This is a genomic window from Sphingopyxis sp. GW821-FHT12F08 (assembly GCF_058806755.1).
Window position 1 is genome coordinate 23,935 of sequence record NZ_JBXAQA010000005.1, and the last position, 25,765, is coordinate 49,699.

Annotated in this window: 15 protein-coding genes; 11 read left to right on the forward strand and 4 right to left on the reverse strand. The window is 68.0% G+C overall.

Annotation, left to right across the window (positions count from 1 at the left end; all coding sequences use genetic code 11):
- Positions 1 to 218 precede the first annotated feature (218 nt).
- Positions 219 to 1,253 (reverse strand): LacI family DNA-binding transcriptional regulator, encoded by a 1,035-nt coding sequence (locus tag AC1RNQ_RS14225; protein WP_493171957.1) that lies wholly within the window; start codon positions 1,251 to 1,253, stop codon positions 219 to 221.
- Between the two features lie 325 nt (positions 1,254 to 1,578).
- Between AC1RNQ_RS14225 and AC1RNQ_RS14230 the strand changes: the two genes are divergently transcribed.
- From AC1RNQ_RS14230 to AC1RNQ_RS14275, 10 genes are all read left to right on the forward strand, one after another.
- Complete coding sequence (locus tag AC1RNQ_RS14230; RefSeq protein ID WP_493171959.1) at positions 1,579 to 4,413, forward strand: TonB-dependent receptor; 2,835 nt, start codon at positions 1,579 to 1,581, stop codon at positions 4,411 to 4,413.
- A 78-nt stretch (positions 4,414 to 4,491) separates the two neighbouring features.
- Positions 4,492 to 5,991, forward strand: coding sequence for a tryptophan halogenase family protein (locus AC1RNQ_RS14235; RefSeq protein WP_493171961.1), 1,500 nt, complete (start codon positions 4,492 to 4,494; stop codon positions 5,989 to 5,991).
- Entirely contained in the window at positions 5,988 to 7,811 is a 1,824-nt protein-coding gene (locus AC1RNQ_RS14240) for an alpha-amylase family glycosyl hydrolase (protein WP_493171962.1), read from the forward strand. The genes AC1RNQ_RS14235 and AC1RNQ_RS14240 overlap by 4 nt, the downstream gene beginning before the upstream one ends.
- 10 nt (positions 7,812 to 7,821) lie before the next feature.
- Positions 7,822 to 9,465, forward strand: a complete 1,644-nt coding sequence (locus tag AC1RNQ_RS14245) for an alpha-amylase family glycosyl hydrolase (protein ID WP_493171964.1) — start codon at positions 7,822 to 7,824, stop codon at positions 9,463 to 9,465.
- Positions 9,465 to 11,504, forward strand: coding sequence for a glycoside hydrolase family 97 protein (locus AC1RNQ_RS14250; protein ID WP_493171966.1), 2,040 nt, complete (start codon positions 9,465 to 9,467; stop codon positions 11,502 to 11,504). Before AC1RNQ_RS14245 ends, AC1RNQ_RS14250 begins: the two co-directional genes overlap by 1 nt.
- A complete protein-coding gene (locus tag AC1RNQ_RS14255; protein ID WP_493171968.1) occupies positions 11,501 to 12,997 on the forward strand; it encodes a tryptophan halogenase family protein in 1,497 nt (498 codons plus the stop codon). Before AC1RNQ_RS14250 ends, AC1RNQ_RS14255 begins: the two co-directional genes overlap by 4 nt.
- A 182-nt stretch (positions 12,998 to 13,179) precedes the next feature.
- Positions 13,180 to 13,878 (forward strand): glutamine amidotransferase, encoded by a 699-nt coding sequence (locus tag AC1RNQ_RS14260; RefSeq protein ID WP_493171970.1) that lies wholly within the window; start codon positions 13,180 to 13,182, stop codon positions 13,876 to 13,878.
- Positions 13,879 to 14,147: 269 nt separating this feature from the next.
- On the forward strand, positions 14,148 to 15,473 hold the full coding sequence (locus AC1RNQ_RS14265) for a PAS domain-containing protein (RefSeq protein WP_493172599.1): 1,326 nt from the start codon (positions 14,148 to 14,150) through the stop codon (positions 15,471 to 15,473).
- Positions 15,474 to 15,773: 300 nt separating this feature from the next.
- Positions 15,774 to 20,501, forward strand: a complete 4,728-nt coding sequence (locus AC1RNQ_RS14270; RefSeq protein WP_493171971.1) for an NAD-glutamate dehydrogenase — start codon at positions 15,774 to 15,776, stop codon at positions 20,499 to 20,501.
- The gene (locus AC1RNQ_RS14275; protein ID WP_493171973.1) at positions 20,501 to 21,364 is read left to right on the forward strand and encodes an ATP-grasp domain-containing protein; all 864 of its coding nucleotides are present in this window, start codon (positions 20,501 to 20,503) and stop codon (positions 21,362 to 21,364) included. The genes AC1RNQ_RS14270 and AC1RNQ_RS14275 overlap by 1 nt, the downstream gene beginning before the upstream one ends.
- A gap of 137 nt (positions 21,365 to 21,501) precedes the next feature.
- On the opposite strand, the gene AC1RNQ_RS14280 is transcribed toward AC1RNQ_RS14275, so the two are convergent.
- Positions 21,502 to 21,729: a ribbon-helix-helix domain-containing protein gene (locus AC1RNQ_RS14280; RefSeq protein WP_493171975.1), complete on the reverse strand. Its 228-nt coding sequence runs from the start codon at positions 21,727 to 21,729 to the stop codon at positions 21,502 to 21,504.
- Between the two features lie 186 nt (positions 21,730 to 21,915).
- On the opposite strand from AC1RNQ_RS14280, the gene AC1RNQ_RS14285 reads away from it, so the two are divergent.
- Positions 21,916 to 22,665 carry a helix-turn-helix domain-containing protein gene (locus tag AC1RNQ_RS14285; protein WP_493171977.1) on the forward strand — a complete coding sequence of 250 codons (750 nt, stop codon included), beginning with the start codon at positions 21,916 to 21,918 and terminating at the stop codon, positions 22,663 to 22,665.
- A 472-nt stretch (positions 22,666 to 23,137) separates the two neighbouring features.
- Here AC1RNQ_RS14285 and phbB read toward each other — a convergent pair whose 3' ends face one another.
- Together phbB and AC1RNQ_RS14295 are read right to left on the reverse strand one after the other, a co-directional pair.
- Entirely contained in the window at positions 23,138 to 23,860 is a 723-nt protein-coding gene (phbB, locus tag AC1RNQ_RS14290; RefSeq protein WP_493171978.1) for an acetoacetyl-CoA reductase, read from the reverse strand.
- A 113-nt stretch (positions 23,861 to 23,973) separates the two neighbouring features.
- A complete protein-coding gene (locus AC1RNQ_RS14295) occupies positions 23,974 to 25,743 on the reverse strand; it encodes a DUF1963 domain-containing protein (RefSeq protein ID WP_493171980.1) in 1,770 nt (589 codons plus the stop codon).
- Between the last annotated feature and the right edge of the window lie 22 nt (positions 25,744 to 25,765).

Below are 25,765 nucleotides of genomic sequence, written 5' to 3' on the forward strand. Positions count from 1 at the left end.
TGGGTATACGAATGCATAAAATCATGCTCTCTCCCCTTCAGGGGAGAGATACGCAGGCTTGCCAGCTTGCTGGCTAGCCGGAGTTGAGAGGGGTTTGCTGCACCAGCGGCCAGGCCCCTCTCCAAGCTTCGCTAGCTCCTGACGGAGCAAGCTGCGCTACCCTCTCCCCTGAAGGGGAGAGGGCATTTGGGCAGATTATTCCCGATAGGATTCTGCGCCTAAACCGCCGTACTCTGCCGCTCGATCAACCTTGTCGGCAGCACGCTCCGCTCGACCGGCGCATCGTCGATCCGCGCGAGCAACGCATCGACGAGCAGTTCGCCCGCGCCTTTCAGATCCTGCATCACCGTCGTGAGCGTCGGCGAGGTCAGGCTGGCGGCGGGGATGTCGTCGAAGCCGATGATCGCGACATCGTGCGGCAGCCTGAGCCCCGCCTCGGTCAGTGCGCGCATCGCGCCGATCGCGATCAGGTCGCTCGCGGCGAAGATCGCGTCGAAGGGCCTGGCCGACGCGAGCAGCGCCTGCGCCGCGGCATAGCCCGATTCCTCCGACGACACGGCATCCTGCTGGAGCGCCGGGTCGGGTGTCAGGCCCACGGCGACCATCGCGCGGCAGAGGCCGGTGTAGCGGTCCTGGAATTCGGGGGCATGGTCCGACGCATCGCCGAGGAAGGCGATGGCCTGGCGCCCGATCGCGACCAGATGCTCGCCCGCCTGGACCCCCGCGCCGATATTGTCCGAACCGACAGTGAGCCCGATGCTGTCGTCCGATACCGAGCCCCAGCGCACGAATTTCGTGTCCATCTCGACCAGATGCTCGAGCTTGGCGCGGTAGGTCTGATAGTCGCCATAACCCAGGAGGATGATCCCGTCGGAGCGGTGGCTGTCCTGATAGGCGACGTGCCAGTCGTTGTGCATCTGCTGGAAGCTGATGAGCAGGTCGTAGCCGCGCAGCGCGCATTGCCGCGTGATCGACCCGAGCATCGAGAGGAAGAAGGGGTTGATCATCGACTGGTCGGGGGTCGGATCCTCGAAGAAGAGCAGGGCGAGCGTGTGGGTGCGCTGCGAGCGGAGGCTCGAGGCATTCTTGTCGACGGTGTAGTTGAGCTCGCGCGCGATGCGTTCGATGTTCGCGCGCGTCGCGGCGCTCACCGACTTGCTGCCGCGCAGCGCGCGCGACACGGTCGGTTGCGACACACCCGCCAGATAGGCGATGTCGAAGCTGGTCGGCTTGGCGGAGGGCGGGCGCCCCATGCTCCTCTCCTGTCGCGCGGGTGCCTTGTTCCCGGTGCCCTGCATATACGCGAGCCTAACGATTGGTCCGGTCGATGCAACGGCGCAGCGGCGGGCGGCGCGGCGGACGTGCGATTGTCGGAAAGCGTGACTTTTTGGCGACAGTCGGGCTCCCCGCATAATATGCGTATACGTATACCCTATGGCCGCGGCGGGCGATTGGTTCCAATTGCGGGGGCAGACGATGGGATCAACCCACGCGGAAGGTGAGGATGCCGTGCGGCCGACAGGCGCCGCCCCCTTGCCGACGCATGGCCAGACCACCCCGTCGCACCAGGGGAAAGACATGACCAAGCCGACCAGCCGCCATCCGCAATTGCGCCGCGGCGCCAGCGTCCTCGCGCTGGGCCTCGCGATGAGTGCCTTCGCGCCGCACGCCTTTGCGCAGGACAGCGCTCCCGTCGCGGCGGACGACGCGGCCGACGACGAAATCGTCGTCACCGGCTATGGCGCCAGCCTGCAGAGCGCGGTGAACGCCAAGAAGACCCGCGACCAGATCGTCGAATCGGTGTCGGCCGAGGATATCGGCAAGCTGCCCGACGCCTCGATCGCCGAAGCGATCGCGCGCCTGCCCGGACTGACCTCGCAGCGCGTGTCGGGGCGCTCGAACGCGATCTCGATCCGCGGTTTTGCGCCCGACTTCTCGACCACCCTGCTCAACGGCCGCGAGCAGACCTCGACCGGCGACAATCGCGCGGTCGAATATGACCAATATCCGTCGGAAGTCGTGAACCAGGTGCTCGTCTACAAGACGCCGATGGCGTCGATCGTCGGGCAGGGCCTGTCGGGCACGGTCGATTTGAAGACGATCCGCCCGCTCGATTACGGCAAGCGCGTGATCTCGATCGGCGGCCGCGGCACCTGGGCCGACCTCGGCAAGCTCAACGTCGGGTCGAAGAAATATGGCTACCGCGTCAACGGCGTGTTCGTCGACCAGTTCGCGAACGACACGCTCGGCGTCGCGCTGTCGGCGAGCTATGTCGACGAGCCCTATCAGATCCAGGAATTCAACGCCTGGGGCTATGCGGGGAACGGCACCGCGGCGAGCCCGGTGGTGATCGGCGGGTCGAAGAGCTATGCGACGTCGACCCAGCTCAAGCGGCTGGGCCTGCAGGGTACGCTGCAGTGGCGCCCGAGCCCCAATTTCACCTCGACCTTCGACGCCTTCTATTCGGACTTCAGCGACGAGCAGATCAAGCGCGGCATCGAGTTGCCGCTGGGCTTCGACGGCAGCGTCGGGGTCAACGTCACCGACGTCGACAGCAGCGGCCAGTTCGTGTTCGCGCGCGCGGGGACCTTCACCAATGTCGAGGGCGTGGTGCGCAACGATGTGTTCGAGCGCAAGGCCAAGCTCTACAGCTTCGGCTGGAACAACCGCTGGGAGGGCGACGACGGCTGGAACGTCACCGCCGACATCAGCCTGTCGAAGACCGACCGCAACGAGCTGATCTTCGAAAGCAATTCGGGCACCGGGCGCGGCGCGGGCGTGGGCGCGCGCGACACAATCGGCTTCACCAGCGACATCAACGGGACGGTGTTCAGCCCGACGCTCAACTATGGCGATTACAACCTGATCAAGCTGACCAGTCCGCTCGGCTGGGGCGGCGACCAGACCGCGGTGAACGGCGATCGCATCCGCGGCGGCCAGGACGGCTATTACAACAACCGCATCATCGAGGACGAGCTGTGGCAGTATCGCGTCGAGGTCGAGCGCGAGCTCGAGGGCTTCCTGAAATCGGTGCAGTTCGGCGTGAACTACACCGACCGCAAGAAGAGCCTGACCCCCGACGAGGCGTTCGTCGGGCTGGTGGCGAACACCGACGGGATGACGAGCGTCACCATCCCCGAGCAGTTCCGCCGTGGCACGACGAACCTGTCGTACCTCGGGCTCGGCCCGGTGGTCAGCTACGACCCGCGCGACCTGCTCGCGGCGGGCATCTACAAGCTGGTGCCCAACCCCTATGGCGATGTCGTGGTAAAGGCCTATGACGTCGGCGAAAAGATCATGACCACCTATCTTCAGGCCAACATCGACCAGGAGATGGGCTCGTCGGTGCTGACCGGCAATTTCGGCGTCCAGGCGATCTTCACCGACCAGAATTCGAACGGCGCCTCAGCCTCGTTCATCGGGACCAACCCCAATGGCTCGCCGAACATCCAGGGCATCCCGCGGCGCGAGAGCACCGACTATATCGACATCCTGCCCAGCCTGAACCTGTCGCTGCGCACCGACAGCGATTTCGTGATCCGCCTGGGGCTGGCGCGCGAGATCATCCGGCCGCGGCTCGACGACATTCGCGCGTCGCTGAGCTATGGCACGACGGTCGGCGATCCGGGCGGGATGGTCTGCCCGACCGGGCGGCAATGCGCGGTGGTGCGCGGCGATTCGGGCAATCCCGACCTCCGCCCCTGGCGCGCCAACGCCGCCGACCTCACCTTCGAGAAATATTTCGGCGGGTCGGGCTATGTCGCGGTGCAGCTCTTCTACAAGCAGCTGAAGAGCTATATCTACAATCAGGCGATCCCGTTCGACTTCACCGGCTTTCCGATCGCGCCGGTGGGCAACGACATCAACGGCCTGCCGATCATCGTCAATTACATGGGCACGGTGAACGCGCCGATCAACGGCGAGGGCGGCAAGCTCTATGGCGCCGAATTCGCCGCGACGCTGCCGTTCAGCACCTTCACCTCGGCGCTCGAAGGCTTCGGCGTGACGGGCAGCGCCTCCTATACCAAGACCAATATCCAGCCGACCCCGGGCGCGCCGTCGGAGGACATCCCCGGCTATTCGAAATGGGTCGCCAACGGCACCGCCTATTTCGAGAAATGGGGCTTCAACGCCCGCGCCAGCGCGCGGTACCGGTCGAGCTTCGTCGGCGAGCTGTCGGGTTTCGGCGGCGCGCGGGTGCGGCGCCGGGCGCGCGCCGAGACGATCATCGACGCGCAGATCGGCTATGACTTCCAGCCGGGCAGCGCGCTCGAGGGGCTGTCGATCTTCGTCCAGGGGCAGAACCTGACCGACGAGCCCTTCGTCACCGACGATCCGCGCGACGCCCGTGCGGTGATCGACTATCAGACCTATGGCCGCCGTTTCCTCGCGGGCGCCTCGTTCAAATTCTGATACCCTCCCCCTGTGGGGGCGGCCGGGTCGCGCCGCCCCCGCTATTTTTGTTTGCACGCGAAGCCTGAGGCGGATCAAATGACCCCCATGCGGCTCATCATCATCGGCGGGGGTACGGCGGGCTGGATGGCCGCGGCGTGCCTGCGCCGTTTCCTGCCGCAGGGCTGGACCGTGACCCTGGTCGAATCGGAGGCGATCGGCACGGTCGGGGTGGGCGAGGCGACGATCCCGCAGATCCGATTGTTCAACGAAGCGCTGGGGATCGACGAGGACGAGTTCCTGCGCGCGACGCAGGGAACGATCAAGCAGGGGATCGAATTCGACGGCTGGACGCGGCCGGGACATCGCTACATGCATGCGTTCGGTGCGATCGGGCGCGGGCTGGGGCTGCTGCCCTTCCATCAATATTGGCTGCGCGGGCGGAGCCTGGGTATCGCGGACAGCCTCGACGCCTATTCGCTGAACGAAGGCGCCGCGCGCGCCGGGCGCTTCCGGCGCGGCGCCGGGGCGTCGCCGCATGCGCCCGCCATGCCCTATGCCTTTCATTTCGATGCCGGGCTTTATGCGGCGTTTCTGCGGAAGCGCGCCGAGGGCTGGGGCGTGGCGCGGGTCGAGGGCAAGGTCGTTTCGGTCGAGCGCGCCGCGAATGGCGATGTCGCGACGGTGATGCTCGAAGGCGAACGGCGCGTCGCGGGCGAGCTGTTTATCGACTGCTCGGGCTTTCGCGGGCTGCTGATCGAGGGCGCGCTCGCAACGGGCTATGAGGACTGGTCGCACTGGCTGCCCAACGACCGCGCGGTCGCTGTGCCCTGCGCGCATGGCGACACGCCGCAGCAGCCTTACACACGGGCGATCGCGCGCGCGGCGGGGTGGCAGTGGCGCATCCCGCTGCAGCACCGCATCGGCAACGGCTATGTCTATTGCTCGCGCTTCCTGGACGACGATGCGGCCGAGACGGCGCTGCTTGCCAGCCTCGACGGGCCCGCGCAGGCGGCGCCGAACCGGCTGCGCTTCACCAGCGGCAAGCGCCGCAGGATGTGGAACCGCAATGTCGTCGCGCTCGGGCTCGCGGCGGGGTTCATGGAACCGCTCGAATCGACGAGCATCCACCTCGTCCAGTCGGGCATCTCGCGCCTCCTGAACCTGCTCCCCGCGGATGCGCCCGACCCCGTGATCGTTGCCGAATATAATAGGCAGAGCGATTTCGAATGGGAGCGCATTCGCGACTTCATCGTCCTGCATTACAAGGCCACCGAACGCACCGACACGCCCTATTGGCGCGAGCGGGCGGCGATGGACATTCCCGATACGCTGGCAGCGAAGATCGACCAGTTCCGCGCGCAGGGGGTGATCGTGCGCGAGCATGAGGAATTGTTCACCGAGCCGGGCTGGCTGCAGGTGCTGGTCGGGCAGGGGGTGATGCCGCAGGCGTGGCATCCGCTCGCCGACACGCTGAGCGAGGCCGACCTCAAGACCTTCCTCGACACCAACAGGCTGGTCATCGAACGCGAGGTCGCGGCGATGCCGCCCTACGACGCCTTTCTGGAAAGCCTGTCCCCTGCCGGAGTTGCCGCATGATCCGCCGCGCCCATCGTCTCTGGGCCCCGCTCGCGCTGCTGCTCGCGCCGCTTCCCGCCGCCGCGCAGGACGCAGATATCGCCGCGGTGCGCGCGCGCGCGCCGACCGACGAGCTCGTCTATTTCGTGCTGCCCGACCGCTTCGAGAACGGCGATAAGAAGAACGACAAGGGCGGGCTGAAGGGCGACCGGCTGGCGACGGGTTACGACCCCACCGCCAAGGGTTTCTACCATGGCGGCGACCTCGCCGGGCTGACGAAGCGGCTCGACTATATCGCGGGTATGGGCGCGACCGCGATCTGGTTCGCGCCGATATTCAAGAACAAGCCGGTGCAGGGGCCGAAGGGCGACGAGAGCGCGGGTTATCACGGCTATTGGGTCACCGACTTCACCCAGGTCGACCCGCATTTCGGGACCAACGCCGAGTTCAAGGCTTTTGTGGATGCGGCACATAAGCGCGGGATGAAGGTCTATATGGACATCATCACCAACCACACCGCCGACGTGATCCGCTACGCCGACGGCGACGACGCGGGCTATAAATATCGCAGCCTCGCCGATTATCCCTTTTCGCGGCGCGGCGGGGTGACCGGCGCCCCGATCAATCCGGGCTTTGCGGGCGATCACGATCCGAGCGCGGAGAATTGGGCGAAGCTCATCGATCCGGGTTTCGCCTACACCCCGGTGGTGCCCAAGGGCGAGGAGCGGGTGAAGGTGCCCGCGTGGCTCAACGACCCGATCCATTATCACAACCGCGGCAACAGCGACTGGGTCGGCGAATCCTCGCTCTATGGCGATTTCGCGGGGCTCGACGACCTCGCGACCGAGAGCCCGAAGGTCGTCGCGGGCTTCATCGATATCTACGGCCGCTGGATCGACGAATTCGGCATCGACGGCTTTCGCATCGACACCGCCAAACATGTGAACCCCGAGTTCTGGCAGGCCTTCGTCCCCGCGATGCAGGCGCGCGCCGAGGCGAAGGGCATCCTCAATTTCCACATCTTCGGCGAGGTCTATATCGACGCGGTCGATCCGGGCGGGCTCGCGTGGCACACGTATGCCGCGGGGCTGCCCGCGGTGCTCGACTTCGCCTTCGCGCGCGCGACGATCGACGCGGTGAGCGGCACGAAAGGGACAGCCGACTTCGCGCGGCTGTTCGACGGCGACCTGCTCTACAAGGGCGGGGCAGAGGCCGCGCTCGAACTGCCGACCTTCCTCGGCAACCACGACATGGGGCGCTTCGCGATGTTCGTGAAGCAGGCGAACCCGGAGGCGAGCGAGGCCGAGCTGCTCGCGCGGGTGAAGCTGGGGCATGCAATGCTGCTGGCGCTGCGCGGGGTGCCGGTGATCTATTATGGCGACGAGCAGGGTTTCATCTCCGACGGCAACGATCAGCTCGCGCGGGAGGACATGTTTGCGTCGCGGGTTGCGGTGTACAACGACAATGACCTGATCGGCAGCGATGCGACGACCGCGGCCGCCAATTTCGATACCGGCCACCCGCTCTATCGCCATATCGCGGACCTGGCGGCGCTGCGGCGCGCCAGCCCGGCGCTGTCGCGCGGATCGACCAAAGTCCGCGCCTTTTCGGAGAAGCCCGGGCTGCTCGCGGTGTCGCGCTTCGACCCCGATAGCGGGCGCGAGACGGTGGTCGCGTTCAACACCTCCGCGGCGGCGCTTGCCGCGACCATTGCCATCGATATGAAAAGCGCCGGCTTTACCGCGCTCCATGGCGACTGTCCGGCGGCGCCTGCCGCACCGGGCAGCCTCAGTCTTTCTCTCCCCGCCTTCGGCACGATCATCTGCCAGGCCAGCGAATAAGCGACGATAAGTGACGACGAACCAGCCCCTCCCCAAGCAAGATTTCGCCCCCGCGCCCGCCGCCCCACGCTGGTGGAAAGGCGCGGCGATCTACCAGGTCTATCCGCGCAGCTTCGCCGATTCGAACGGCGACGGCATCGGCGACCTCGCGGGGATCACCGCGCGGCTCGACTATATCGCCAGCCTCGGCGTCGATGCGATCTGGCTGTCGCCCTTCTATCCCTCGCCGATGGAGGATTTCGGCTATGACGTCGCCGATTATTGCGACGTCGACCCGATCTTCGGCACGCTCGCCGATTTCGACGCGCTGGTCGAGCGAGCCCATGCGCTGGGGCTGAAGGTCACGACCGACCTGGTCTTCGCGCACACCTCCGACCGCCATGCCTGGTTTGCGACAAGCCGCGCGAGCCGCGCCAATGCCAAGGCCGACTGGTATGTCTGGGCCGACGCGAAACCCGACGGGTCGCCGCCGACCAACTGGCAGTCGGTGTTCGGCGGCCCGGCGTGGACGTGGGACGCGCGGCGCGGCCAATATTTCATGCATAATTTCCTGAGCAGCCAGCCGCAGCTCAACGTCCACAACCGCGATGTGCAGGACGCGCTGCTGGCTGCGGTGCGCTTCTGGCTCGACCGCGGGGTCGACGGCTTTCGCATCGATGCGATCAACTTCTCGATGCACGACCCGATGCTGCGCGACAATCCGCCCGCGCCGCCGTCGAACAAGCCGCGCACGCGGCCGTTCGATTTCCAGCAGAAGATCTACAACCAGTCGCACCCCGACATCGCCTTGTTCCTCGAACGCATCCGCGCGCTGACCGATGAATATGAAGGGGCCTTCACGGTGGCCGAGGTCGGCGGCGAGGATGCCGAGCGCGAGATGAAGCTGTTCACCGCGGGCGAGCGCCGGCTGAACAGCGCCTATGGCTTCAACTTCCTCTACGCCGACGCGCTGACGCCGCGGCTGGTGCGCGAAGCGGCCGAGCAGTGGCCCGACGCGCCGGGGGTGGGCTGGCCGAGTTGGGCGTTCGAGAACCACGACGCGCCGCGCGCGGTGTCGCGCTGGGCGGTCGAAGGGGTCGATGCGTCGGACTATGCCGCGATGAAGATGGCGCTGCTTTGCGCGCTGCGCGGCAGCATCATCCTCTACAATGGCGAGGAGCTGGGGCTGGGGCAGGTCGAGATCCCGCTCGAGCTGGTCAAGGATCCCGAGGCGCTCAAGAACTGGCCGCTGACCTTGTCGCGCGACGGCGCGCGCACGCCGCTGCCGTGGGTTGCGGGGGCGCGGCACGCGGGGTTCAGCGACGGCGATCCGTGGTTGCCGCTGGGCGAGGCGCATGACGCGCTCGCGGTCGACCGGCAGGAGGCCGACCCCGGGTCGATGCTGGTGCTGACGCGGCGGCTGCTCGCGCTGCGCGCGGGCAGCCCGGCGCTGCGGCTGGGGGCGAATGCGCGCTGGGTGGTCGAGGGCGATTTGCTCGGCTTCGACCGGGTGGGCGAGGGGCAGCATCTGCGCTGCCTGTTCAACCTCGGCGCGGGGACGATCGACATCGCGGCGCATGGGGGCGGGGGCGTACTGCTCGCGCTCAATGGCGCCGACGAGGAAAGGCTGCCGCCCGCGGGCGTGCTGTGGATGGAAATGGAAGAGACGAAGTGATGCGTAGCCTGCTGTTTTTCGCCGCCGCCGTAGCAGCGGTTCCCGCCCTTGCGCAGCCCGCGCCCGCGCCGGTGACCGCGGCATCGCCCGACGGGTCGCTGGTGCTGACCGTCGCGACCGACAACGACCAGCGCCCGACCTGGTCGCTGTCGCGCAAGGGGCATCTGCTGATCGCGCCGTCGAAGCTGGGCTTCATCCTGACCGACCGCATCGGGCTGCAGCGCGGCTTCGCGATCGAGAGCGTCGAGCGCGCCAAGGGCGATGCGACCTGGGAGCTGCCGTGGGGCGAGCGGCGCTTCGTGCGCGACCGGCACGAAGAACTGCTCGTGCGCTTCCGCCAGAACGGAAGCTGGGGCGGGCACCGGATGAACGTGCGCTTCCGGCTGTTCGACGACGGCATCGGCTTTCGCTACGAGCTGCCCGCGCAGCCGGGGCTGAAGACCGCGAACATCGCCGACGAGTTCACCGAATTCGACATCGCGCCGACGGGCACCGCCTGGTGGATCCCGGGCGGCGAGTGGAACCGCTACGAGCAGGTCTATCAGGAAACGCCGATCGAGGGCGTCGCGACCGCACACACGCCGATGACGATCCGGCTCGAGGACGGCACGCATCTGGCGTTCCACGAGGCGGCGCTGGTCGATTATGCGGGCATGTGGCTGAAGCGCGCCGAGGGGCGCAAGTTCCGCGCGACCCTGTCGCCCTCGTCGCGCGGGCCGCGCGTCGTGCGCGACCTGCCCTTTGCGACGCCCTGGCGGACAATCCGCATTTCGGATGATGCCGCGGGGCTGGTGCAGAGCGACCTCGAACTCAACCTCAACGAGCCGAACAAGCTTGGCGATACGAGTTGGTTCAAGCCGATGAAATATGTCGGCATCTGGTGGGGGATGATCCGCGGCGACTGGAGCTGGGCCGAGGGGCCGAAGCATGGCGCGACGACCGAGCGGACCAAGGCGACCATCGACTTCGCGGTGAAGCACAAGTTCGGCGGCGTGCTCGTCGAGGGGTGGAACAAGGGTTGGAACGGCAACTGGTTCGGCCATGGCGACGAATATAGCTTCACCGAGGCGACCCCCGATTTCGACCTGAAGGCGGTGACCGACTATGCGCGGAAGAAGGGCGTGCAGTTGATCGGCCATCACGAGACCGGCGGCAATATCGCGGTCTATGAAGCGCAGCTCGACGATGCGATGAAGCTCTACGGCGAACTCGGGGTCGGGACGGTCAAGACGGGCTATGTCGCCGATGCCGGCGGGATCATCGCGCCGGGCGATGCGCCGGGCACGGTGCGGATGGAGTGGCACGACGGCCAGCGCCAGGTGCAGCACCATCTGAAGGTCGTCGAGACCGCCGCGAAATACCATGTCGCGGTCAACCCGCACGAGCCGGTGAAGGACACGGGCCTGCGGCGCACCTATCCCAACTGGGTCGCGCGCGAGGGCGCAAGGGGCATGGAATATAATGCCTGGGGCGCCTTTGCGAACGGGCCCGAGCATGAGCCGACGCTCGTCTATACGCGCATGCTGTCGGGGCCGATGGATTTCACGCCGGGGGTGCTGAGCCTCGAGGGCGCGAACAAGGCGCCGCTGGCCTCGACCTTGGCGAAGCAGCTCGGCCTCTATCTCGCCATCTATTCGCCGATCCAGATGGTCGCCGATTTTCCCGAGACGCTGGCGAAATTCCCGCGCGAGCTCGACTTCATCAGCAAGGTGCCCGCCGACTGGGCCGAGAGCCGGCTGATCGCGGGCGCGATCGGCGACTATGCGATCTTCGCGCGCAAGGACCGGGGCAGCGCCGACTGGTATGTCGGCGGGGTCAACGATGCCACCGCGCGGACGCTCGACCTGCGCTTCGATTTCCTCGAACCGGGCAAGAGCTATACCACGACGGTGTACAAGGACGGCGAGGGCGCGACCTATCTCACCGACGCGCGGCACCGCATCGCCTATGAGACGCTGACGGTGAAGAAGGGGGATACCTACAAGCTCTGGCTCGCGCCCGGCGGCGGCGCGGCGATCCGGCTCGCGCCCGGGAAGTGAGCGACAACCCGCCCTTCCGCATCGTCATACTCGGCGGCGGGACGGCGGGGTGGATGACCGCGTGCCTGTTCGCGAAACAATGGGTGGGGCGCGCAAGCGTCACAGTGATCGAATCGCCCGAGATCGGGATCATCGGGGTCGGCGAGGGATCGACGCCGCAATTGAAGGCCTTTTTCGACGCGCTGGGGATCGCCGAAAGCGCGTGGATGCCGGCGTGCGATGCGACCTACAAGATCGGCATCGGCTTCGAGGGCTGGGGCGGCGCGGGGGCGGGGGGCTATTTCCATCCCTTTCCAACGCCGCTCGACGTCCATAGCCAGCCCGCCTTCGTGCACAATGCGGCGCTGCGGCGCGGCGGGGTCGACGTGCCCGCGCATCCCGATGCCTTCTATCTCGCGCCGCGGCTCGCGGCGGCTGGACAAGGGCCGCACCCGGCCGAGAGCTTTCCGTTCGAGCTCGGCTATGGCTATCATTTCGATGCCTATAAGGTCGGCGCCTTCCTTCGCGACCATGCGGTGGGGCTGGGTGTCACCCACCTTCCGCGCAAGGTCACCGAGGTGCGCGTCAGGGGCGAAGGGCTGGTCGAGGCGCTGCTGCTCGAAGGCGGCGAAGCGGTCGCAGGCGACTTCTTCGTCGACTGCTCGGGCTTTCGCGCGCTGATCGCCGAGGCGGCGCTGGGGGCGAAATTCCTGCCCTTCGAGGGCAATCTGTTCAACGACCGCGCGGTGGTGATGCCGACCCCGCACGCCGAGGGCGCGCCGCTGCCGATCGCGACGGGCAGCACGGCGATGGCGGCGGGGTGGCGCTGGACGATCCCGCTGACGACGCGGGTGGGCAACGGCTATGTCTTTTCGAGCCGCTATCTCGATGCCGAGGACGCCGAGGCCGAATTGCGCGCGGCGCTCGGCGTCGGCGACGAGGTCGCGGCCCGGCATCTGCAGATGAAGGTCGGGCGGCTCGCCGAAAGCTGGACGGGCAACTGCCTCGCGATGGGACTGGCGCAGGGCTTCCTCGAGCCGCTCGAGGCGACCGCGCTGCACATCGTGATCGCGACGGCGCAGGAATTCGTCGCGGCGTTCGAGGGCGGCAGTTTCACGCCGCAGCACCGCGACGTGTTCAACGCGCGCATCGCCGCGCGCTACGAGGGCATCCGCGACTATATCGTCGCGCATTACCGGATGAACCGGCGCGCCGACGCGGGTGATTACTGGCGCGACGCGGCGGCGATGGAGACGCTGTCCGACGATCTCAAGGCGATGATCACCGCCTGGTTCACGCGCGGCGACGTCGAGGCGGTCATCGCGGAGCGCGGCATCGGCGGCTATTATGGCAGCATCAGCTGGCACTGCCTGTTCGCGGGCTATGGCGTGTTTCCCGACGCGGCGCGGATGCGCGCGGCGGCGCCGGGCGACGGCGCGGCGGACATGGCGGCGATCGACAATTTCCTGCGGCGCGCGGCGCTGAACTTCGGCGAGCACCGGCCGCCGGCGTGAAATTTCGAGGGAAGTGGCGGCCCGTAGCTGAGGGAAGCCAAGCTCAGCTACGGGCCGCGACAGTATCTCTACTGCTTTGGTAGAGTGACAGCGGCCAATGATTCTGGCTAGATGCGAGTCGTTCGAAACGGCGCGGCAAATACTCGCTTCGTCGCCAGATTTGTCGAGTCAGTTTGGGGCCCATGACCAAGACCGGTCTCATCATCCGCCATGTGCCGCACGAAGGGCTCGCGGGATTCCGCGAACCGATCGAGGCGGCGGGCTATGTGCTCGACCGGGTCGATGTCGGCGATCCCGGCTTCGGCCAGCTCGACCTTGGCGCGCCCGACCTGCTGATCATGATGGGCGGGCCGATGGGGGTTTACGAGCAGGCCGAACATCCGTGGATTACGTGCCAGCTGCGGCGGCTCGCGCGGCGGCTTGATGCGGGGCGGCCGACGTTGGGGGTCTGCTTCGGCGCGCAGATGATCGCAGCCGCGCTCGGCGCGTCCGTTTATCCGGGGCCGGCGAAGGAGGTGGGGTTCGACGCGCTGACGATCCTCGACCCCGCCTCGCCGCTGGGCCAACTCACGGACGTGCCGGTGCTTCACTGGCACGGCGACACCTTCCACCTGCCCGCCGATGTCGAACTGCTCGCTTCGAGCGCGGCCTATCCGCACCAGGCGTTCCGGCGCGGGGCGAATATCCTGGCGCTGCAATTCCACGCCGAAATGGGGCTCGACCCGCGCTTCGAGCATTGGGTCGACCAGTGGCCCGAGGCACTGGCCGAGGTTGGGAGCTCGCCGGACGCGATGCGCGCCGATCATGCGCGCTTCGGGCCGGGGGCGGTCGATGCGGGGCGGCGGATGATCGCGCAGTGGCTGGGGGAGTTGGCGGGTTGACCTGCTCGATCCTCCCCACGCGAAGCGATGGGGAGGTGCCAGCCCGCAGGGCTGACGGAGGGGTTCGACGCCGTCAGGCGTCGGTGCCACCTTTCGACCCCTCCACCACGCCCTTCGGGCGCGGTCCCCCTCCCCAACGCTTCGCGATGGGGAGGATCTCATGATTGGCGAAACCCGCCTTCCGCGTCCCGCCCCACCACCATCGTTTACGCCACCTTTACCAGTGTTGTTGCATGACATTTACCAATGTTTGCGACTGGGGATAAATGATGGACAGCATGCGCGGACTGCTTGCGGGCAGCCACGGCCAGGACGATGGTGCGATCGATTCGCCGCCCTCGGTCGGGGTCGACGAACGGCGGATGCAGGTGCGCGCCTATAATTATTGGGCTTCCTTGCTGTCCGACCGCGCCTATCCCTCGGTCGAGGATCTCGATCTCGACCATCTCGACGATTTCGGCCCCTATGCGGTGCTGCTCGATTTCACCGCGGGAATCGACAATCCGGGCCTGTCCTTCCTCGGCGACAAATTGCGCGCCGAGTCGCAGATCGACGACGACGTCCAATATATCCGCGAGGTGCCCGGCCGCTCGCTGCTGTCGCGGCTGACCGACCATTATCTGCAGATCATCGCTAACCGCGCGCCGATCGGTTTCGAGGCCGAGTTCGTCAACGATCGCGGCACGACGATCATGTACCGCGGCATCCTGCTGCCCTTCTCGTCCGACGACGACACGATCGACTTCATCATGGGGGTGATCAACTGGAAGGAAGCCGCGCCCGCTGCGCAGGAAGAGGAATTGCAGCTGTCGGTCGAACAGGCGCTGCGCAGCGCCGCGCCGCTGACGGCGCCCGTGCCGGTGTGGGCCGACGGCCCCGACAGCGAGCATATCGACGACGAACCCGCGCCGGGCTTCGGTGCCTTTACCGATGTCGACACCGCGCTGGTGATGCCGGTCGAGGACGGGCTCGACGTCGGCGCCGAGTTGGGGGCGGACGCCGGGCTCGCCGACTGGCTGGCGCTGGCGCGCGAAACCGCCGACCGCGCGCTCGCCGCCGACAGCCGCAGCCGCAGCGCGCTGTACCAGGCGGTCGGGCAGGCGTGGGATTTCGCGCTCGCCGCCGAAGACGCGCCGGGGGAATTCGCCGAACTGCTTGCCGACGCCGGGCTGAAGGCGCAGGAGCGCGCGCCGATGACGCCGCTGGTCAAGCTGGTGTTCGGGGCGAATTACGACAAGACGCGCATCGCCGAATATGCCTGCGTGCTGGGGCATGCGCAGGGCGAAGGTGTGGGGCGCGGCGAACTGGCGCGCTATCTCGACGCCTATCCGGGCGGGCTCAAGGGGCTGGTCAGGGACGAGCGCGCGAAGCGCAAGCCCGCGGGGGCGGCCGAAGCGAAGGGCGCCGGCTCGCTCGACGCGCTGCGCGCGGCGCAGCCCGCGGTGATCCTGGAACATGATGCGGGCGATGCCGAATTCGTCGTGCTCATCGCGCGCGCGATGCCCGGCGGGCATATCGGAATCGTCGCCAAGGCGGCCGACGACGACGCGCTGCTGGCGAAGCTGGCGCGCAAGGCGGCGGTGATTTCGCCGTAGGATCCCCTTTTAAGATCTTCCCCACGCGCAGCGATGGGGAGGTGGCAGCGCGAAGCGCTGACGGAGGGGTAACAACGCTGACGTAAAACCCCTCCACCACGCCCTGCCGGTGCGGTCCCCCTCCCCAACGCTTCGCGATGGGGAGGATCTTTGCGCAACAGACAATCCGAAAATTGAAATAATTTTACGCGGGCCTTCGCGCGGGGGGTTGAGCCGCGCGCGCGACAGGCGCATAGGCGGACAGCGAACGGGCCAGCCACCCCCCGGCACAGGCCCGCCTCAGTGGGAAGCCTGAACCCTATGCCCCTTAATTCGTCCGAAACCGCCGAAGCCGAAGTCGAGGCCGCGGCGGCCGCTCCTGTTCCCGCGAAGATCGCCAAGGCCTATCAGGCCGCGCTGAAGGACAGCGCGTTGCCCGGCGAGGGCGACGACCTCGACGCCGCGGCGCTGAAGGCGGCGGGCGAGTTCGCCGCGCGCGCCTCGCTCGGCCGCACCCCCGGCACCCCGTCGCTGCTGCTCGAGCCGATGGCGGCCGACGGCACCGATCGCCGCATGCGGCTGGCGGTGGTCAACGACGACATGCCCTTCCTGGTCGATTCGGTGTCGCAGATCGTCGGCGCGCAGGGGCTGGTGATTCACCGCATCCTGCACCCGGTGGTCGCCGCGGCGCGCGACGCCAAGGGCGCGCTGACCGGCGCCGAGGCCGCGACCCCGGGCTGCGACGGGCGCGAATCGGTGATCTATATGGAGCTGGAACGCGGCGATGCGCGTGCGCGCCGCCGCCTGCTCGACGGGCTGGAAGGCGCGCTCGCCGATGTGCGTGCGGCGGTCGCCGACTGGAAGGCGATGCGCGCCGCGATGCTCGCCGACGCCGCGATGCGCGTCGAGGGCGAAGCCGCCGAGCTGCTGCGCTGGTTCGAGGGCGGGGCGATGACCCAGCTCGGCCACGAGTGGCGCACGCGCGGCGGCGCGGTCGAACAACCGCTGGGGATCAGCGCGTCGGGTAGCGGTCAATTGCTGTCGCAGAACGCACTCGACGCCGCCTTCGCCTGGTTCGATGCGGGCGGGCAGGCGCCGCTGCTGATCAAGTCGAACCGGCTGTCGGCGGTGCACCGCCGCGTGCTGCTCGACCTCGTGATCGTTCCCGAGTTGAAGGGCAAGACGGTCGAGAAATTGTCGATCCACGCCGGGCTGTGGACCAGCGCGGCGCTGTCGGCGCGCCCCGACAAGGTGCCGGTGCTGCGCGCGCAGCTGGGCGGGCTGATGGCGAAATTCGGTTTCGACCCGACGGGGCATGCGGGCAAGGCGCTCGCGCATGCGCTCACCGCGCTGCCGCATGACCTGTTGATCGCCTTCGATGCGGCGTCGCTCGAGGACCTCGTCCTCACCTCGATGTCGATCACCGACCGGCCGCGGCCGAAGCTGGTGATGGTGCGCAGCGCGCTGGGGCGGCATTTGTTCGCCTTCGTCTGGCTACCGCGCGACGAGGTGTCGACCGGGCGCCGCATCGCGGTCGAGGCGATGCTGGTGCGCGAGGCCAGGGCGGGCGTGATCGGCTGGACGATGGTGCTCGAGGACGGCGGCGCGGCGCTGCTGCGCTACACCCTCGACCTGCGCAGCGGCGGGGTGGTGCCCGACGCCGACAAGCTCAACGCGCAGCTCGAGCAGATGGTGCGCGGCTGGCAGCCCGAGGTCGAAGCGGCGCTCGCGCAGCGCGGCGATGCGGGGCGCGCGGCGGCGCTGGCGTCGCGCTTTGCGCCGCTGTTTCCCGCCAATTACCGCAACCTCTATAATCCCGAAGAGGCCGCGCGCGATATCCTGCGCCTGCGTGACCTCGATGCGGAAAATCCGCGCAGCGTGCGGCTGGCGAAGAAGAGCCTCGACGGCGACGACCGGCTGCGGCTGAAGGTCTATAGCGCGGTCGGGCCGCTTGCGCTGTCCGACGTCGTTCCCGCGCTCGAACATTTCGGTTTCGAGGTGCTCGAGGAGATTCCGACCGCGCTGAACCCGGCGCGGACGCCGGGAAGCCCGGCCGACGAGGGCGAAGCCGAACTCCCCGTGGTGATCCACGACTTCACGCTGCGCGTGCCCGCCAATGTCGACGAGACGATGCTGCTGCCCTTCGTCGATACGATCGAGGGCGCAATCGCCGCGGTGCTCGACGGCAAGGCGGAAAATGACGCCTTCAACGAGCTGGTGCTCGTGACGCAGACCGATCCGCAGGCGATCGTGTGGCTGCGCGCCTGGTTCCGCTACATGCGCCAGGGCGGGTCGAGCTATGGCATGGACACGGTGGTCGCGGCGCTGCGTCACGCGCCCGACCTGACCGGCGCGCTGGTCGAGCGCTTCTGCGCGCTTCACGATCCCGCCAGACAGGACGCCGACCGCGCCGCCTTCCTCGACGCCGAGATCCAGGCGGGCTTCGCCGCGATCAAGTCGATCGACGACGACCGCATCCTGCGCCTGTTCCATGCGGTGATCGGCGCGACGCTGCGCACCAACGCCTTCGCCCCCGCGGCAGCGGAAGCGCTGGCGTTCAAGATCGATTCGAGCCTCGTCCCCGGCCTGCCCAAGCCGCTGCCGTGGCGCGAGGTGTGGATTTATTCGCCGCGCGTCGAGGGCATTCACCTCCGCGCCGGCCCGGTTGCGCGCGGCGGACTCCGCTGGTCCGACCGCCGCGACGACTTCCGCACCGAGATCCTGGGCCTCATGAAAGCGCAGCGCGTCAAGAACGCCGTCATCGTGCCGACCGGCGCGAAGGGCGGCTTCTATCCCAAGGCGCTGCCCGATGTCGCGCTCGACCGCGATGCCTGGTTCGCCGAGGGCACCGAATGCTACCGCATCTTCATCCGCTCGCTGCTGTCGATCACCGACAATCTGGTCGCGGGCAAGGTCGTGCATCCGAAGGGCGTGGCCATCCACGACGGCGACGATCCCTATTTCGTGGTCGCCGCCGACAAGGGCACCGCGACCTTCTCCGACGTCGCCAACCGCCTAGCGATGGAGCGCGACTTCTGGCTCGGCGATGCGTTCGCGAGCGGCGGGTCGAAGGGTTATGACCACAAGGCGATGGGGATCACCGCCAAGGGTGCGTGGCTCTCGGTCCAGCGTCACTTCGCCGAGCTTGGCGTCGATGTGCAGACCGATACGATCCGCGTCGTCGGCTGCGGCGACATGTCGGGCGACGTGTTCGGCAACGGCATGCTGCTGTCGAAGGCGCTCAAGCTGGTCGCGGCGTTCGACCACCGTCACATCTTCCTCGACCCCGATCCCGATCCGGCGAAGAGCTGGAAAGAGCGCGACCGCATGTTCGCGCTGCCGCGGTCAAGCTGGGCCGATTACGACGCCAAGCTGATCTCGAAGGGCGGCGGGGTCTTCCCGCGCAGCCAGAAGAGCATCCCCCTGACCCCCGAAGTGCAGGCGGCGCTCGGCCTGTCGCAGGCAGAGATCGATCCGGGCTCCTTGATCTCGGCGATCCTGAAGGCGCCGGCCGATCTGCTCTGGTTCGGCGGCATCGGCACCTATGTGAAGGCCGCGAGCCAGAACAATGCCGAGGTCGGCGACCCCGCGAACGACGCGCTGCGCGTCGATGCCGAGGACCTGCGCGTGAAAGCCGTTGGCGAAGGCGCGAACCTGGGCGTCACGCAGGCAGCGCGCATCGCCTTTTCGGCGCATGGCGGGCGGATCAACACCGACTTCATCGACAATAGCGCGGGCGTCGACTGCTCGGATAACGAGGTCAATATCAAGATCGCACTCAACCGCGAGATGGCCGAGGGGCGGCTGTCGCAGGACGACCGCGATGCGCTGCTCGTGCGGATGACCGACAATGTGTCGGCGCTGGTGCTCGAGGACAACCGGCTCCAGGCGCTGGCGCTGTCGATCGCCGAAAAGGGCGGATCGGCCGCGGTGCCGTCGCTGGTGCGCGTGATGGAGACCTTCGAGGCGGCGGGCCGGCTCGACCGCAAGGTCGAGGGGCTGGCGGCGAACGACGAGCTCTTGCGCCGCTCGGCCGAAGGGCGCGGGCTGACGCGGCCCGAGCTCGCGGTGCTGCTGTCGACATCGAAGCTCGCGTTGCAGGATGCGATCGAGCATAGCGATCTTGCCGACGATCCAGCCTTGGCGAGCGATCTGGCGGCGGCGTTCCCGGTCGAGATGCAGCGCGATTTCGCAGGCGCGATCGCCGACCACCAGCTGCGCCGCGAGATCATCGCGACCAAGCTCGCCAACCGCATCGTCAACCGCATGGGCGTGGTGCATCCGTTCGAGCTGGTCGAGGAGGAAGGCTGTTCGCTCGGCGACGTCGCCGCGGCGTTCGTCGCGGTCGAGCGGCTGCTCGGCATGCACGACATCTGGATGTCGCTCGATAGCGCCAAGATCGACGAGGCGATCCGCCTGTCGCTCTTCAGCCAGGCGGCGTCGGCGATGGCGTCGCAGATCGCCGACCTGCTCCGCGCCGCGCCGGGGCAGCCGCAGCCGGGGCCGCTCGTCGCACGGCTCGAGCCCGGCGTCGACCGCCTGATGGCGGGGGTCGACGGCCTCCTGAGCCCCTCGGTCCGGCGCCAGTGGGACATGCTGAGCCAGCAATTGCTCGACGCGGGCGCGCCCGAGGCGCTGGCCGCGTCGGTCGTCCGCCTGTTCAAGACCGACGGCGCGATCGGCATCGTCGACCTCGCCGAGCGGCGCGGCGACGACGAGATCGCGGTGACGCACGCCTTCACGCATTTGGGAGAAGCCTTGGGGCTGGACTGGGCGCAGACGCTGGCGGCGCATATGAGCCCCGCCGATCCATGGGAACGCCTGCTGGTCAACAGCCTGGCGCGCGATTTCCAGCAGATGCGGCTGACCTTCCTCGCGGGGCTGCCCGCGGGCGATCTCGACGCGGCGGTGACCAAGTGGCTGGCGGACAATGGCCCGCGCGTCGTGCAGTTCCGCGCGACGGTCGACCGAGCGCGGACGATCCCGAACCCGAACGGCGCGATGCTGTCGCATATCGCCGGGCAGGCGCGCGGGCTGCTGGGGCGGTAATGCCCTATCAGCCCCGCGTCGCGATCCTCGTCCCGGCGCCCGACTATTATGAGAAGTGGCAGCCCGCCTTTGCGCGCAAGGCGCTGGCGCTGGCGGGCGCGGGGCTGGCGGTCGAGCAGCGCGTGTGGGGCGATCCGGGCGATTTGTCGGGCTTCGACCTGGTGCTGCCGCTCTTCGCCTGGGGTTATCATCGCGATGTGCCGGGCTGGTACAAGCTGCTCGACCGGCTGGAGGCCGAGGCGCTGCCGGTGGTCAATCCGGTCGCGGTGCTGCGCTGGAACAGCGACAAGGCTTACCTCACCGAACTTGCGGCCAAGGGCGTCGCAGTGGTGCCGACGGTCGAGGTCGCCGCGCTCGATGATGCGGGATTGGCCGAGGCGCGCGCGAAACTGGGCGCCGACGAAGTGGTGGTGAAGCCGGCGATCTCGGGCGGTGCCGATGGCACGCATCGCATCGCCGCGGGGGCCGGCGTGCCCGCCGACGCGTTGGGGCAAAGGCGGCTGGTGCAGCCGTTGATGCCGGGCATTTTGACCGATGGCGAGTTTTCGCTCTTCTTCTTCGACGGGCGGTTCAGCCATGCGATCGTCAAGCGCCCCGCGGCGGGCGACTTTCGCGTGCAGGAGCAATTCGGCGGGCGCGAGACCGCGTGGAAGGCGAGCGATGAGGGGCAGGCGCTGGCCGCCGCGGCGCTGGCAGCCGCGCCCACCGCGCCGGTCTATGCGCGCGTCGATATGGTCGGCGATGCGGCGGGCGTGCTGCACATCATGGAGCTCGAACTGATCGAGCCGTCGCTGTTCCTGCACTTTGCGGCCGACAAGGGCGCCGCGTTTGCGCGCGCGGTGGCGGGGGCGGCGGTTCGCTAGCGCTCCTCACCCGCAGGGGGAGGGGGGCCACCCGCAGGGTGGTGGAGGGGCACGGGCCCTACCTCCTTAAGATGATGCGTAAGCCGACTGTGCCCCTCCACCATCTTCGATGATTCCCCTCCCCGTTCCGGGGAGGATCAGCGCCCCCGCCACAGCCACTGCCGGATCGCCGAGGTCAGGTTCGGCGGGTCCTCCGCCTCCATCCGCTCGACGTCGATGCGCGCGACGAGGGCGTTGATCGGGAGGGCCTGCCGCGCGGCTTCGGCTTCGAGCGCGTCCCAGAAGACCGGCTCGAGGCTGATCGAGGTCGGATGGCCGGCGATCGTCACCGAGCGTTTGACCGGGGGGTGATAGGCGGCGGTCATCGCGGCAGCATAGCCTCTTCGCCGCCAATCGAGGTACGAATTATTTGGGGGTGACCGCGATTCGGGCGGGGCTTAGATTGGACACCAACACGTCGCCCCCGCGAAGGCGGGGGCCGCTGGCTGCATAGCGCAACGCCGATAGCGGCCCCCGCCTTCGCGGGGGCGACGGAAGGGGACGCAGACGACGTGACGACAGCAGGAATTCAGGCGCTCACCGAAAAGGAGAAGGAGACGCTGCGCCTGCTGGTCAGCGGCTATGACGCCAAGTCGATGGCGCGGCACCTGGGGCTGTCGGTGCATACGGTCAACGAGCGGCTGCGCGATGCGCGGCGCAAGCTGGCGGTGTCGAGCAGCCGCGAGGCGGCGCGGCAGCTGCGCGAGATCGAGCATCGGACCCCCGAAATATCGGGGGACAAGGCTTTGGGGGAAGCCGCGGCGGCCCCCGGCATGGAAGAGCTTGCCGCATCCGCCGAGGCGCGCCGCATGGGGCGGCCGTCGGGCTGGATTGCCGGAGGTTTAATCATGTCGCTCAGTCTTGCCTTGCTCGCTTTCGCCTCGATGTCCGGAAGCGCTGATACCCCCGCCGCGGCGCCATCGACCGCGCCCGCCGAGAGCCCCGCGGTCGCGGCAGCGCGGGGCTGGCTCGCGCTGGTCGACGCGGGCGACTGGAACGGCAGCTGGGAGGCGACGGGGCAGTCGTTCAAGGCGCTCAACACCGCCGAGACCTGGAGCCGGGTGGCGCAGCAGGTGCAGGGGCCGCTCGGGGCGGTGAAGTCGCGGGTGCTGGTCAGCGAAGAGACGGTACCCGCGCCGCCCTATGGCTATCAGATGGTCAAGTTCCGCACTGACTATGCGAACAAGGCGGGCGCGATCGAGACGCTGTCGCTGGTGCGCGACGGCGGGATCTGGCGGGTGGTGGGGGTGACGGTGGAGTAAAGGCATTCGTCATTCCCTCGGAAGCGGGAAACCAGCTTCTTGATACGCCAGCTGGGATGCGCTCACGGTTGATCCTAAGACCCTTTGCGTTCTTTGCGCCTTTGCGTGATTCCAAATTATCTCACGCAAAGGCGCAAAGGCACGAAGAAGGAAAAAGCTGGATCCCCGCATTCGCGGGGATGACGAATAAGGGGTGCGGGGAAGCACCCGCCCCCTCTTCCCGTTCGTGTCGAGCGAAGTCGAGACACACCGCGAGATAGCGCCCAGCCCGAGGGGCATCTCGACTTCGCTCGATGCGAACGGGTTTTGTATTTTTGACGTGGTGCCGGCGGCGACGGCAAAGCCGCCGCCATGACGTCGGACGGGTTCGGCCGGCCTTGGGGGCCGGCCGCGCCGGTGGCTGCCGCTTCGCGGCATCGGCGCCTAACGCGCCGTTCGCTGCGCGAACGCCTTCGTTATGCGCCTGCCACCGTCAATACATGTGTTGACCACCATTGATGCTCATCGTCGACCCGGTGACGAACCCCGCATCCTCGCTGCACAAAAACGCCACGCCGCGCGCGATTTCGTCGGCCTGGCCCAGGCGCCCCACCGGGATCTTCGCGACGATCTTCTCCAGCACCGGGGCGGGGACCGCGGCGACCATGTCGGTGTCGATATAGCCCGGCGCGATCGCGTTGACGGTGACGCCCTTCTTGGCGCCTTCCTGCGCCAGCGCCTTGGTGAAGCCGTGGATGCCGGACTTCGCCGCGGCATAATTGACCTGGCCATATTGGCCCGCCTGGCCGTTGATCGAGCCGATGTTGACGATGCGGCCCCAGCCGCGCTCGACCATGCCGGGAAAGCAAGCCTTGGCCATGTTGAAGCAGCCGCCGAGGTTGACGCGCATCACGTCGTCCCAGTCGCCGTAGCTCATCCGCGCGAGGGTGCCGTCGCGGGTGATGCCGGCGTTGTTCACGACGATGTCGACGGCACCGAATTCGGCGGCGATCGCCGCGCAATTGTCGAGACACGCCTGATGGTCGCCGACGTCCCATTTGCGCGCCGCGATGCCGGTGCGGTCGGTGAATTCGCGCGCCTTCTCGTCGTTGCCGGCATAGTTGGCGATCACCGTCGCCCCCTGTTCCTGAAGCTTCAGCGAAATCGCTTCCCCGATGCCGCGGCTGCCGCCGGTGACGATTGCGATACGTGCCATAATCTTGCTCTCCCACAGGGTCTGTTTGCCCCTGATTAAGACGCGCGCCGGGCCGCCGCAAGTTGACCGTTACGTCAATCGCAAAGCTATTCAGGGGGGTAGGGGGGATGGTCCTAGTTGCTGACCTGGACGATCGGGCGGTCCCAGCGCCCCGCGGCCAGGTCGGCCTTGCGCATCGTCAGCACCAGATGGTCGACGTCGCCGAAGATCCAGCTCATCAGCCCGCTGGTCGGCAGCTCGAGCAGCGTGGCATGATTATCCTCGTCATAGTCGTGGACATAGCGAAAGGGGATATGGCCGATGCTGGGCATCTCGTGCGCCGCGAGTTCCTGCGCATAGGGTTCGAAAACCGCGCGCGCGGCGCCGGACAGCGCGGCGGGGTCGGCGGCATAGGCGTGCTTGGCGTGGTCGAACCAGATGCCGTGATAGTCGTGCACCCACAGCGGCGCGTCGGGATGGTGCTGGGTGAGCGGGAGCGTCAGGCTCTCGATCAACTCGGCGCCGGGGCGTTCCTGCGGGTCCTTGCGGCGGATCACCTTGACCCACTCGATCGCCTGCAGCGCCTCCATCACCGCGGCGGCGTCGGTCGCGGTGAAGGCCATTTTGGGGGCGCTTTCGCGGACGATCGCGATGATTTCCTCGGCGCGGATGCGCGCGACATAATTGGCGGCGCGCGCCGCGGCGCCGGCGGCGTGGAGTTCCTCGAGCGCGCCGCGCATGTTGACCAGCCCCTCGCGCCCGAGCGGGTCCTTTTCGCCGCCGTCGTGCTTGATCAGGCGGCGCTCGACGCTGGCGAGCTGGGTGTCGATCGGCGAGGGACCGTCGACCTCGCGCCAATAGCGGGTGATGCGCATCGCGAGGATGTCGACCATCGCGAGCATCGAGGGCCAGTCGAACGGGTGGAAGGCGGGATCGGCGATGTCGTAGCCGAGGCGATAGAGGCGGTGGCCCGGGCCGTCGCCGTCCTCGCCCCCACCTTCGGTCGCGCCATCGCGGGGGTCGGCGTCGCCGGGGCGCACCGCGACGAGATCGACGGGCCATTCGGGAAAGGCCGCGCGCGCGAAGGGCATCAGGTCGCCGAAGCGCAGCCCGCCATAGGGCGCGAAGAAGTTGCCGCCGGGATCGAGCGGGTGCGGCGGGTCGACCGGGTCGCCGGCTTCGTGGACGTGGACCAGCGCGGCGTCGCCGTCGCGCGGGTGGATGAAGAAGGCGATGCTGCCGCGGCGCGGGCCGAGCCCGTCCCAGATCTCGGCGGGCAGGTCGGCGCAGGCGATCTGCGCGATGAACTGGCCGGGGACCTCGCGAATCTCGGGCCAGCGCGCGCCGGGGTCGAGGCGCGGCCGGCCGCCGAGCCAGCTGGTGCGGGCTTCGTCGGAGCGCGGCGGGATTTGCGGCGCGAGGCGGACCGCGACGGGTTCGGTGGCGCGGCGTTCGACCAGATCGGCCTCATGCTCGACCTGCGCGACCATCGATTCGAGCATCCGGCTGACCATCGCGTGGTCGGCCTCGGTCGGTTCGGCGGGCACCGAGGGAAGCGGCGCGGGGCGTTCGTCGACGAGGATGTCGGCCTCCGTCGGGGAAGGGGTTGCGGCCGGGGCATCGAAGGCGGTTTCGCTCGCCGGTTCGAGCGGGGCGCGGCCGCTGATCCGCGCAAGGCGCGAGGCCGAGATTTCGACCGGCTCCTCGGCGATGCGGTCGCGCGCGCGGTCGCGGCGCGGCAGGCCGGGCATGCGGGTTTCGCGCGGTTCGCCGCGCTCGCGCGAGGCTTTCGGCGGCTTGGGCAGGGCGGGGCCGCGGCGGCGCTGCCAGACGACATAGACGATGAGCAGATAGGCGAATATGCCGCCCCCCAACATCAGCATGGCCGATTGGACCTGACTCATCACGACCCTCCTGCGCGCGGGC